Here is a 12,237-nt window from a genome sequence, read left to right on the forward strand (position 1 = left end):
AGTCACTGGTTGTCTGCTCTAGCTCTTAACTGACTGGCATTAGGCCTGAGGGTCGCCTTTTTCATGGCTTTCAAACGCACTGTGTAGATCACGGTAGGGCCAAGCAATTAAAGCCCGACGCATGCGCCGAATGCGCAGTGCGCTGTAGTGATGTGGCTATCGCTGGCCTGGCGTGGGAAGGATTGCTAGGTATACTTTCCTGCGGCTACTACGACGCGGCTCCCCGGGTGCAAACCAGGCGCCGCGCAGTGGTCCCGGGGATGTACCGGTGTGGGGACAAGCGAAGAGGGTTTTTAATGGCAGGCAGGTTGATCTATCTCATCGGGCCATCGGGTTCGGGCAAAGACAGTCTGCTGGATGCCGCACGCCCACGTCTGGTTGAGCGTGGGTGCCGCATGGTGCGACGGGTGATCACTCGGTCCGCGGAGGCGGTGGGCGAAGCGGCGCAAGGTGTGAGCCCCGAGCAGTTTGCGGCCATGGAGGCCGAGGGCGCATTTGCCTTGAGCTGGCAGGCTAATGGCTTGTCCTACGGCATCCCCAGGGAAATCGACGATTGGCTGGCCGCGGGGGACGACGTTCTGGTCAACGGTTCCCGTGCGCACCTGGCGCAAACCCGTGAGCGTTATCCGACCTTGCTGGTATTGCTGCTGACGGTGGACCAATCGGTGCTGCGCCAGCGTCTGATTGCGCGTGGGCGGGAGTCATTGGCGGATATCGAGGAGCGCCTCGCGCGCAATGCGCGGTTCACTGCCGAATTGATTGCCGGTCATGGCGCGGGGTTGTTCGTATTGGATAATTCCGGCCCGTTGGCGCATACCGTCGAACGCTTGCTGTGTTGCCTGGAGCACGGGCACAGCGTGAACACCTGACCCAGTAGTGCATGGGTAATGCCAGCGCTCAGATAAAACCCGGAGACGGAGCTCATATTTTTCAATACGCACCCATGCCGACTTGTTGGTGGACTTCAATACGGAGAAGACAAGATCGACCTGTCGCAAATGGCACGCGACGGCAAGGTAGCGCTGAACTTCGTTGAGCACTATACAGGGGCGGCAGGGGGCGCGATTGTTTGACGCAATGCGGGGCGGGACTTACTCAATGATTGATTAAGTCCCGCCCCTTTGTGCGTTGTGAAAAGTTTTTATGAGCCGAAGGCCCCGTCAGGACGCTTGGGCAGTGGCCAACGCGGCTTTACGTGACGCACTCAGGAAGCGCAACAAGGCCACCAGCGCAAATGCGCTGCCCACCAGCATGACGGCCAACCAGCCGCCATGTTCATACACGCTGCTGGCAATCGCCGAACCGAACGCACCGCCGATAAAAATGCTGGTCATGTACAGCGCGTTCAGGCGGCTGCGGCTGTTGGCATCGAGGGCGTAGATGGCGCGCTGGCCGAGGACCATATTCATCTGCACGCAGAAGTCCAGAACCACACCGGTGACTGCCAGGCCGATCACGCTGTAGAGCGGGTGTACCAACGCCGGCAGGAAACTCAGCGCGCCAAACAGCATCGCCAGCAACGAGGCGCGGTGGGTATGGCCGGCATCGGCCAGGCGACCGGCCATGGGCGCGGCGATGGCGCCAAGGGCACCGACCAGGGCAAACAGTGCGATCTCGCTTTGGCTCAGGCCGTGGTTACGCGCCAGTTCCAGTGGTACGGCAGTCCAGAACAGGCTGAAGGCAGCGAACATGCAACCCTGGTAGAACGCCCGCTGGCGCAACAGCGGTTGCTCACGCAACAGGGTGCCCAGGGAGCGCAGCAACTGGCCGTAGCTGGCACTGTGATCGGGCTGGCGCTTGGGGATTGTCAGCATCAGCACCACGCTGATAAACGCCATCAGTGCGGCGGCCGCTATGAACATCGCACGCCAGCCGAAGTGGTCGGCCACCACGCTCGACACCGGCCGTGCCAGCAGAATGCCCAGCAGCAGGCCGCCCATGATGCTGCCGACCACCCGGCCCCGGGATTCGGCCGGCGCCAGGTGTGCGGCCAGCGGAATCAGGATCTGCACCGAGACGGAACTGAAACCGATCAGCAGCGACACCAGCAGGAACAGGTTCGGCTGTTCGATAAACGCCGCACCCAACAGGCTGGCGATCGCCACGACGGTGGTGGTGATCATCAGCTTGCGGTTTTCCAGCAGGTCGCCCAGAGGCACCAGGAAAAACAGGCCCAGGGCATAGCCGATTTGCGTGAGGGACACGATCAGGCTGGCCATTGCCGGCGTCAGGCCAATGTCTGGGGCAATCAGCTCGATGATCGGTTGCGCGTAGTAGATGTTGGCGACGATGGCGCCGCAGCAAAACGCGAACAGCATGACCATGCCCCGGGTCATGGTGCCTGCAGCGTGAGAGGTTGCGTTCATGGTGTACTCATAAAGGCGAAGGACGATGGCGTGAGAGAGTAAAGACAAGGCTCTCAAGTGAGTAGGCTGCTTGTGGTGATATCACTTATGCCGGCTGATGATACATTCAGACACATCTGCCCTACGCAAAAAAGTGGGAGCTGGCTTGCCTGCGATGGCGGTGCACCAGTCACCAGAAATATGACTGATAGATCGCTTTCGCAGGCAAGCCAGCTCCCACAGGTTTGACCGAGTTGATTCAGTCAGATGGGTTATTGGCCAGAGTAGATCTGGTCAAACACCCCGCCATCATTGAAATGGGTCTTTTGCACTGTGCGCCAGTCGCCGAAGGTCTTCTCCACCGACAGGAAGTCCACCTTGGGGAACCGGTCGGTGTACTTTGCCAGCACCTTCGGGTCCCGTGGGCGCAGGTAGTTGTTGGCCGCAATTTCCTGGCCTTCGGGCGACCACAGATACTTGAGGTAGTCCTCGGCCACGGCACGGCTGCCTTTTTTCTCGACCACTTTATCCACCACCGACACCGGCGGTTCGGCTTCGGCGGAAACGCTTGGATAGACCACTTCGAACTGATCACGGCCAAACTCGCGGGCGATCATTTCTGCTTCGTTTTCAAAGGTCACCAGCACGTCGCCAATCTGGTTGGTCATGAAGGTGGTGGTGGCGGCGCGGCCACCGGTGTCCAGCACTGGCGCTTGCTTGAACAACTTGCCAACGAAGGTCTTGGCCTTTTCTTCATCGCCGCCGTTCTTCAGCACGTAACCCCAGGCCGACAGATAGGTGTAGCGGCCGTTACCCGAGGTCTTAGGGTTGGGCACGATTACCTGCACGCCGTCCTTGAGCAGGTCGGGCCAGTCTTTCAACGCCTTGGGGTTACCTTTGCGCACAATAAACACCGTGGCTGAGGTGAATGGCGCACTGTTGTTCGGCAGGCGCGTCACCCAGTTGTCCGGCACCAGCTTGCCGTTATCGACCAGGGCATTGATATCGGTAGCCATGTTCATGGTGATCACGTCGGCGGGCAGGCCGTCGATCACTGAGCGTGCCTGTTTGCTGGAGCCGCCGAAGGACATCTGCAGCGTCAGCTTGTCGTCCGGATGCTCGGCTGCCCAGTGCTTCTGGAAAGCGGCGTTGTAGTCCTTGTAGAAGTCGCGCATCACGTCGTAGGAGACGTTGAGCAGGGTGGTCGCTGCCTGGGCGGAGCCCGCCAAGGCCAGGCCGGCGGCCAGTAGAGAGGCGCTGAGGATTTTTTTCACTGCTCATTCCTTGTTGTTCGAGAAGAGGGAGGCAATTTGCCAGCGACTATAGCCGGGCCTGCATAGAGCTTTAAAGATTAAAACGAACTTTGCTTATTCCAGTTTGCGAAACAGATTGCTGCCACAGCGCGCGCAAAACGCGGCGTTGGGTTCATGGCTGTCCTTCTTGCACACTGGGCAGTCTGTATGCAGCTGTTCGCCGCGCATGGCACTGGCCAGTTCAGCGGTAAAAATACCCGTCGGCACGGCGATGATCGAGTAACCGGTGATCATCACCAGCGAAGAAATCACCTGGCCCAGGGGCGTCTTGGGCACGATATCGCCGAAGCCCACGGTGGTCAGGGTGACGATCGCCCAGTAGATGCCCTTGGGAATACTGGTAAAGCCATGTTCCGGGCCTTCGATCACGTACATCAAGGTGCCGAACACCGTCACCAGGGTGCACACGCTGACCAGGAACACCACGATCTTCTGCTTGCTGCCGCGCAGCGCCGCCATCAGGTAGTTGGCCTGCTTGAGATACGGGCTGAGCTTGAGCACGCGGAAGATGCGCAGCATCCGGATGATGCGGATGATCAGCAGATACTGGGCGTCGCTGTAGTACAGCGCGAGGATGCCGGGGACGATGGCGAGCAGGTCCACCAAGCCATAAAAGCTGAAGGCATAGCGCAGCGGCTTGGGCGAGCAATACAGGCGCAGGCCGTACTCGATGGCGAAGATCAGCGTGAAGCCCCACTCGATATAGGCCAGCACGTCGGCGTAGTTCTGATGGATTGTGTCGATGCTGTCGAGCATCACGATCACCAGGCTGGCGAGGATGATCAGCAGCAGGATGCCGTCAAAGCGCCGCCCGGCGACGGTGTCGCTTTGGAACACCATGATGTAGAGGCGCTGGCGCCAGTCATTGTTGCTGTCCATAAACCCTGCCTGAAACGAATATCGAGCAAGCCTAGGGCGATTCGAACGGGCTGTCCATGTGAGGCTTGTGCAGCATTCGCTGACCGGCGCGCACCAGCCAGCACGCGAGAATAAATGGCGCGGTCAGCGCGGGCAGGTGCAGGCCGCAAAAGCCAGGGGTGAGCAGGATGGCCAGGCCGATACCCAGCAGTGGCAACCAAGGCTGGCGACGCGACGAGCACAGGGCCAGCGCGGCCAGCGCGGGGTTATAGCTATGCAGGCCGAGCAGGGCGCCAGTGGGGTCGTTCAACCACAGGCCGGCCAGCATGCCGAGAGTGGCGCCGCCCAAGGCCCACGCGACGGCGCGACGGTCGGCCAGCAGCAAGCCCAGGGCGATCAGCACACCCGCCAGGGGCTGGTCCAGCAGCATGATTTGCCCAAGGCCGGTGAAGGGTGCGGCCAGTACAGCGACAGTGTCGGGCTCGCTCAGCGCAAGGGTGTTCTCCGGGGCCTGGCCGAGCAGCAACCAGCCCAGGCCAACAAAGGGCGCGGTGTACGCTGGCAAATCCAGGGGTTGGGTCGCGTGTTTCAACCAGTGCCGAGTGAGGATGGCACTCAAGCCGCCGCACGCCAGGATCAGCGGCGGCACCAGCGCCGACCAGGCAAAGTGCTGGCTGATCAACAGGCCCAGCAATACGCCGTTGTAGCTATACAGCCCGGCCTGGCGCTCGGCTTTGGGATACCCCCGGCGCTGGGCCGTGAGCAACCCTGCGACGCCCCCCAGCAAGGCACCGCCAAGCAAGGCCGGGGCACCGATCAGGATCGCCAGCAGGCACAGCAGGCCGCACAGCGGGTGGCGCTGCAGGAAGATTTGGCTGAAGCCGTTGAGCAGGGCTTCGGCCCAGTCGGGGCAGGTTGGGTTGTGCATTTGGGTTGAGTCAATAAGACCGAGTTGCCCTCATCGCAGGCAAGCCAGCTCCCACATTTGATTGATGTTCGACATGCAAACTCGATCAAATGTGGGAGCCGGGCTTGCCCGCGATGAGGCCCTGACAGGCGCTAAATCAGCGTCTCTATACGCAGCGAATTGGTGGACCCCGGCTGCCCGAACGGCACCCCTGCGGTAATCACCAAGGTATCGCCACGCTGCGCCATGCCCTGGGCCTGGGCAATTTCCAGTGCGGTGGAACACACCTCATCCACCTGGCGCAGCCGATCATTGACCACCGAGTGCACGCCCCACGCCACGCTCAGGCGCCGCGCCGTGGACAGGTTGGGTGTGAGGTTGAGGATCGGCGCCACGGGCCGCTCCCGCGCCGCGCGCAAGCTGGAACTGCCGGACTCGCTGTAGTTCACCAGCACCGCCACCGGCAGGATGCTGCTGATGCGGCGGATCGCGCAGCTGATGGCGTCCGACACCGTGGCATCTGCCTTGGGCCGGCTGACATCCAGCTGTGCCTGGTAGTCCGGGCCGTTTTCCACCTGGCGGATGATCTTGCTCATCATCTGCACCGCTTCCAGCGGGTACTCGCCCGAGGCGGTTTCGGCCGACAGCATCACCGCATCTGCACCTTCGGCCACCGCGTTGGCGACATCGGTGACTTCGGCGCGGGTGGGTGCCGGCGAGAAGCGCATGGATTCGAGCATCTGCGTGGCCACCACCACCGGCTTACCCAGTTGGCGGCAGGTGCTGATGATGTCTTTCTGGATCTGCGGCACGCTCTCGGCCGGCACTTCCACGCCCAGATCACCCCGGGCCACCATGATCGCGTCACTCAGTTCGGCGATTTCACGCAACCGTTGCACCGCCGAAGGCTTTTCGATCTTGGCCATCAAAAATGCTTTATCGCCGATCAGCTCGCGGGCTTCGCGGATGTCTTCCGGGCGCTGCACAAACGACAGCGCCACCCAGTCCACACCCAGCTCCAGGCCGAAGCTCAGGTCGCGGCGGTCCTTGGTGGTGAGTGGGCTCAGTTCCAACAGCGCTTGTGGGACGTTCACACCTTTGCGGTCAGACAGTTCGCCGCCATTGAGCACGGTGGTGTCGATGGCATCGGCATGCTTGGTGATTACGCGCAGGCGCAGCTTGCCGTCGTCGAGCAGCAGGTCCATGCCCGGCTCCAGGGCCGCGATGATTTCCGGGTGGGGCAGGTTGACCCGGCGTTGGTCGCCCAAGGTTTCATCCAGGTCCAGGCGCAGGGCCTGGCCGCGTAGGAGCTGCACCTTGCCTTCGGCAAAGCGTCCCACCCGCAGCTTCGGCCCTTGCAGGTCCATGAGGATGCCGAGCGGGTAGTTGAGCTGGCGCTCGACCTGGCGAATCCACTGGTAGCGCTGGGCATGGTCGGCGTGGTCACCGTGGCTGAAGTTGAGGCGGAAGATATTTACCCCGGCCTCCACCAGCTCGCGGATGTCATCGATACCGTCGGTGGCCGGGCCCAGGGTGGCGAGGATTTTGACCTTCTTGTCAGGCGTCATGGTTGGCAGTCTCAAGGATCAGGATGGCGCGGAAGTCGTTGACGTTGGTGCGCGTCGGCTCGGTGACGATCAAGTCGCCCAGGGCGGCGAAATAGCCGTAGCCGTTGTTGTTGTCCAGCTCATCACTGGCCGACAGGCCCAGGGCTTCGGCACGGCGGTAGCTGCAGGGGGTCATGATCGCGCCGGCGTTGTCTTCTGAACCGTCGATGCCATCGGTATCGCCGGCCAGGGCGTACACGCCGGGCAGGCCCTTGAGGCTGTCGGTGAGGCTCAAGAGGAATTCCGCGTTGCGTCCGCCACGGCCGTCGCCGCGTACGGTGACGGTGGTTTCGCCCCCCGAAAGGATCACGCACGGCGCCGCCAGTGGCTGGCCGTGCTGCACGATCTGGCGGGCGATGCCGGCGTGTACCTTGGCCACATCGCGGGCTTCGCCTTCCAGATCACCGAGGATCAGCGGGCTGAAACCGGCCTGGCGCACTTTTACTGCTACCGCTTCCAGGGATTGCTGCGGGCGGGCGATCAATTGGAAGTGGCTGCGGGCAAGCACCGGATCGCCGGGCTTGACGGTTTCCGAGGCCGGGTTCTGCAACCAACTGCGCACCGAAGCGGGGGCGTCGATGTGGTAACGCTTGAGGATCGCCAGGGCCTGTTGTGAGGTGCTCGGGTCACCGACGGTCGGGCCCGAGGCAATCACCGTGGCCTGGTCGCCCGGTACATCGGAGATCGCGTAGGTGTACACCGTGGCCGGCCACGCAGCCTTGGCCAACCGCCCGCCCTTGATCGCCGAGAGGTGCTTGCGCACGCAATTCATCTCGCCAATGGTGGCGCCGGATTTAAGCAGGGCTTTGTTGATGGCTTGCTTGTCCGCCAGGGTGATGCCCTCGGCGGGCAGGGCGAGTAGTGCCGAGCCACCGCCGGAGAGCAGGAAGATCACGCGGTCGTCTTCACCCAGATGGCTGATCAGATCCAGCACGCGCTGGGCCACGGCCAGGCCGGCCGCATCCGGCACCGGATGGGCGGCTTCGACCACTTCGATTTTTTTGCATGGCGCGCCATGGCCGTAGCGGGTGACCACCAGGCCCGAGACCTCGCCCTGCCAACAGTCTTCGACGACCAGTGCCATGGCGGCCGCGGCTTTGCCGGCGCCGATCACGATCACACGGCCACTGCGGTCGGCAGGCAGGTAGGGTTCAAGGACTTGCCGGGGGTGGGCGGCATCGATGGCTGTGGCAAACAGCTCGCGAAGCAGGTGTTGCGGATCGACCGACATAAGCGGGCTCCCGGGGGATTCTTGTTATTAGAGGTGCAGCGATCGTTCCCACGCTCTGCGATCGTTCCCACGCTCTGCGTGGGAATGCAGTCCGGGACGCTCTGCGCCCAAAGCGTGACGCGGAGCGTCACAAGAGGCATTCCCACGCTGAGCATGGGAACGATCAGCGGTGTGGGTTATTTATCGCGAATCGAGAAATTCGCCATATGCTCCAGGCCCTTGATCAGCGCCGAGTGGTCCCAGTTGCCGCCGCCAATTGCCGTGCAGGTGCTGAACACTTGCTGGGTGCCGGCGGTGTTCGGCAGGTTGATCCCCAGTTCCTTGGCGCCCGCCAGGGCCAGGTTCAGGTCCTTCTGGTGCAGGTTGATGCGGAAACCCGGATCGAAGGTGCCCTTGATCATGCGCTCGCCGTGCACTTCCAGGATCTTGGACGATGCAAAGCCACCCATCAGCGCTTCACGCACTTTGGCTGGGTCGGCGCCGTTTTTGGAGGCGAACAACAACGCTTCGGCCACCGCCTGGATGTTCAGGGCAACGATGATCTGGTTGGCCACCTTGGCGGTCTGGCCATCGCCATTGCCGCCTACCAGGGTGATGTTTTTGCCCATGCTCTGGAACAGCGGCAGCGCGCGTTCGAAGGTCTGCGGTTCGCCACCGACCATAATGCTCAAGGTGCCGGCCTTGGCACCGACTTCACCACCGGACACCGGGGCGTCCAGGTACTGCGCGCCGGCCTGGTTGACCTTGGCGGCGAATGCTTTGGTGGCAGTAGGGGAGATCGAACTCATGTCGATCACCACCTTGTTCGGTGACAGGCCCGCAGCCACGCCGTCGGCGCGAAACAGCACGTCATCGACTTGTGGGGTGTCGGGCACCATGACGATGATGAACTCGGCTTCCTGGGCCACTTGTTGCGGGTTGGCCAGCGCCACGGCGCCGGCGCTGATCAGTTCAGCCGGAGCCTTGCCGTGATGTTCGGAGAGAAACAGTTGATGGCCTGCTTTCTGCAGGTTGGCGGCCATGGGTTGGCCCATGATGCCGGTGCCGATAAATCCGATTTTAGCCATGATCAAAAACCTCTTTTAGTGTGGGCGCTGGCTTGCCTGCGATGGCATCACCCCCGTATGCCTGATACAGCGAGGTGTCTGCATCGCAGGCAAGCCAGCTCCCACATTGTTTTGTTTTGTGTTGTGTCAGATGGCGTTGTGGGTTTTGAGCCAACCCAAACCCGCCTCGGTAGTGGTCAACGGCTTGTACTCACAGCCGACCCAACCCGCGTAACCAATGCGGTCCAGATGCTCGAACAGGAAGCGGTAGTTGATCTCGCCGGTACCTGGTTCGTTGCGCCCAGGGTTGTCCGCCAGCTGAATGTGATTGATCTCGCCCAGGTGCGCCGCCATGGTCCGCGCCAGGTCGCCCTCCATGATTTGCATGTGGTAGATGTCGTATTGCAGGAACAGATTGGCGCTGCCCACTTGCTCGCGAATCGACAGGGCCTGCGCCGTGTTGTTGAGGTAGAAGCCGGGAATGTCGCGGGTGTTGATCATCTCCATCACCAGCTTGATACCCGCCGCTTGCAGCTTCTCGGCGGCGTACTTGAGGTTGGCGACAAAGGTCTTTTCCACGGTCTCGTCATCGACGCCTTGTGGCCGGATTCCCGCCAGGCAATTGACCTGGGTGTTGCCCAAGACCTGGGCATAGGCGATTGCCAGTTTGACCCCGGCACGGAACTCCTCGACCCGGTCCGGGTGGCAAGCCAGGCCGCGCTCGCCCTTGGCCCAGTCACCGGCAGGCAGGTTGAACAACACCTGGGTCAGGCCGTTGGCGTCCAACTGCGCCTTGATGTCGGCAGAGCTGAACTCATACGGGAACAGGTACTCCACGCCCTGGAAGCCGGCATCGGCAGCCGCTTTGAAGCGGGCAAGGAAATCCTGTTCGGTAAACAGCATGGACAGGTTGGCAGCAAAGCGCGGCATAGGGTTCTCCTTAATCGAGCAGGGAAATGGCAGTCGGCGCGTCGTTGCCGACCAGGGCCAGGTCTTCGAATTCATTGACGGCGTTGATCTCGGTGCCCATGGAAATATTGGTCACCCGTTCCAGAATAATCTCAACGATCACCGGCACCTTGAATTCTTCGATCATCTCTTGGGCGCGGCGCAAGGCTGGTTGGATCTGGCCTGGCTCGAACACACGCAGGGCCTTGCAGCCCAAGCCCTCGGCAACCGCCACATGGTCGACGCCGTAGCCGTTGAGTTCTGGGGCGTTGAGGTTGTCGAAGGACAGCTGCACGCAGTAGTCCATCTCGAACCCACGCTGGGCCTGGCGGATCAGGCCCAGGTATGAGTTGTTCACTACCACATGGATGTACGGCAGCTTGAACTGTGCGCCCACCGCCAGTTCTTCGATCATGAACTGGAAGTCATAGTCGCCCGACAAGGCCACCACTTTGCGGCTCGGGTCGGCCTTGACCACGCCCAGCGCCGCGGGAATGGTCCAGCCCAGTGGACCAGCCTGGCCGCAGTTGATCCAGTGGCGTGGCTTGTACACATGCAAGAATTGCGCGCCGGCAATCTGCGACAGGCCGATGGTGCTGACGTAGCAGGTGTCTTTGCCGAACACCTGGTTCATCTCTTCGTAAACGCGTTGCGGCTTGACCGGCACGTTGTCGAAGTGAGTCTTGCGATGCAGGGTGGCCTTGCGTTGTTGGCAGTCATGCAACCAGGCGCTGCGGTCCTTGAGCTTGCCGGCGGCTTTCCACTCGCGGGCCACTTCAATGAACATCGTCAGCGCGGAGCCGGCGTCGGAAACGATGCCCAGGTCCGGCGTGAACACGCGGCCAATCTGGGTCGGTTCGATGTCGACATGAATGAATTTACGGCCTTCGGTGTACACCTCTACCGAACCGGTGTGACGGTTGGCCCAGCGGTTGCCGATGCCCAGCACCACGTCTGACTTGAGCATCGTCGCGTTGCCGTAGCGGTGCGAGGTTTGCAGGCCGACCATGCCCACCATCAGCGGATGGTCGTCCGGGATAGTGCCCCAGCCCATCAGGGTCGGGATCACCGGGATGCCGGTCAGTTCAGCGAACTCCACCAGCAACTCGCTGGCGTCGGCGTTGATCACGCCGCCACCGCTCACCAGCAATGGGCGTTCGGCTGCGTCGAGCAGAGCCAGGGCTTTTTCCACTTGCACACGGGTCGCCAGCGGCTTGGCCAGAGGCAGCGGCTGGTAGGCGTCGATGTCGAACTCGATCTCGGCCATCTGTACGTCGAACGGCAGGTCGATCAGCACCGGGCCGGGGCGGCCGGAGCGCATTTCATAGAAGGCCTTCTGGAACGCGTAAGGCACTTGGCCGGGTTCCAGCACCGTGGTTGCCCACTTGGTCACCGGCTTGACGATGCTGGTGATGTCCACGGCCTGGAAGTCTTCCTTGTGCATCCGGGCGCGGGGGGCTTGGCCGGTAATGCACAGGATCGGGATCGAGTCGGCCGAGGCGCTGTACAGGCCGGTGACCATGTCGGTACCCGCCGGGCCCGACGTGCCGATGCACACGCCGATGTTGCCGGCCTTGGTACGGGTGTAGCCCTCGGCCATGTGCGAGGCGCCTTCAACGTGGCGAGCAAGGACGTGATCGATGCCACCCACCTTCTGCAAGGCCGAATACAGCGGGTTGATCGCGGCGCCTGGGATACCGAAGGCGGTATCCACACCTTCACGGCGCATCACCAGGACGGCAGCTTCGATTGCTCTCATTTTGCTCATGGTTTTGGTGCCTCTTGCGTTTTGTAATTGTATACAAGTGGTGTCTGTCCAAAGTGTATTCACGGCGAGCGGCGTTGGTCAATGCCTTTCGTAAACTGACCTTTGCGTTCGTCGGAAGCGCTTTTTTCGACGTATGGAGCCTTTGTTGGAAAATATTGTATACAAAAACAAATATCATTGTGTTCTATTTGTGTGATCGAGCATCTGATCAAAC

At 61.6% G+C, this 12,237-nt stretch carries 10 protein-coding genes; 1 reads left to right on the forward strand and 9 read right to left on the reverse strand.

Features of this window, described 5'->3' with window-relative positions; all coding sequences use genetic code 11:
* Positions 1-296: 296 nt before the first annotated feature.
* Positions 297-869, forward strand: coding sequence for a phosphonate metabolism protein/1,5-bisphosphokinase (PRPP-forming) PhnN (gene phnN / locus HU730_RS00005; RefSeq protein ID WP_186526660.1), 573 nt, complete (start codon positions 297-299; stop codon positions 867-869).
* A 291-nt stretch (positions 870-1,160) separates the two neighbouring features.
* Here phnN and HU730_RS00010 read toward each other — a convergent pair whose 3' ends face one another.
* The 9 genes from HU730_RS00010 to gcl form a co-directional block, all read right to left on the reverse strand.
* Positions 1,161-2,366 carry an MFS transporter gene (locus HU730_RS00010; protein WP_096142953.1) on the reverse strand — a complete coding sequence of 402 codons (1,206 nt, stop codon included), beginning with the start codon at positions 2,364-2,366 and terminating at the stop codon, positions 1,161-1,163.
* Between the two features lie 251 nt (positions 2,367-2,617).
* Positions 2,618-3,619: a sulfate ABC transporter substrate-binding protein gene (locus HU730_RS00015; protein ID WP_034127182.1), complete on the reverse strand. Its 1,002-nt coding sequence runs from the start codon at positions 3,617-3,619 to the stop codon at positions 2,618-2,620.
* A 93-nt stretch (positions 3,620-3,712) separates the two neighbouring features.
* Positions 3,713-4,537: an ion transporter gene (locus HU730_RS00020; protein WP_014717713.1), complete on the reverse strand. Its 825-nt coding sequence runs from the start codon at positions 4,535-4,537 to the stop codon at positions 3,713-3,715.
* 31 nt (positions 4,538-4,568) lie between these two features.
* Complete coding sequence (locus HU730_RS00025; protein ID WP_054920108.1) at positions 4,569-5,444, reverse strand: urea transporter; 876 nt, start codon at positions 5,442-5,444, stop codon at positions 4,569-4,571.
* A 131-nt stretch (positions 5,445-5,575) separates the two neighbouring features.
* Positions 5,576-6,991, reverse strand: a complete 1,416-nt coding sequence (gene pyk, locus HU730_RS00030) for a pyruvate kinase (protein ID WP_060764483.1) — start codon at positions 6,989-6,991, stop codon at positions 5,576-5,578.
* Positions 6,981-8,261, reverse strand: a complete 1,281-nt coding sequence (locus HU730_RS00035; RefSeq protein ID WP_186526661.1) for a glycerate kinase — start codon at positions 8,259-8,261, stop codon at positions 6,981-6,983. Before HU730_RS00035 ends, pyk begins: the two co-directional genes overlap by 11 nt.
* Positions 8,262-8,437: 176 nt before the next feature.
* Positions 8,438-9,328 carry a 2-hydroxy-3-oxopropionate reductase gene (locus HU730_RS00040; RefSeq protein WP_034135176.1) on the reverse strand — a complete coding sequence of 297 codons (891 nt, stop codon included), beginning with the start codon at positions 9,326-9,328 and terminating at the stop codon, positions 8,438-8,440.
* A 126-nt stretch (positions 9,329-9,454) separates the two neighbouring features.
* Positions 9,455-10,237 (reverse strand): hydroxypyruvate isomerase, encoded by a 783-nt coding sequence (gene hyi / locus HU730_RS00045; RefSeq protein ID WP_014717718.1) that lies wholly within the window; start codon positions 10,235-10,237, stop codon positions 9,455-9,457.
* 10 nt (positions 10,238-10,247) lie between these two features.
* Positions 10,248-12,023, reverse strand: a complete 1,776-nt coding sequence (gcl, locus tag HU730_RS00050; RefSeq protein ID WP_003189987.1) for a glyoxylate carboligase — start codon at positions 12,021-12,023, stop codon at positions 10,248-10,250.
* Positions 12,024-12,237 lie beyond the last annotated feature (214 nt).

The organism is Pseudomonas sp. SWRI22 (genome assembly GCF_014268395.2).
Classification (GTDB): domain Bacteria; phylum Pseudomonadota; class Gammaproteobacteria; order Pseudomonadales; family Pseudomonadaceae; genus Aquipseudomonas; species Aquipseudomonas paracarnis.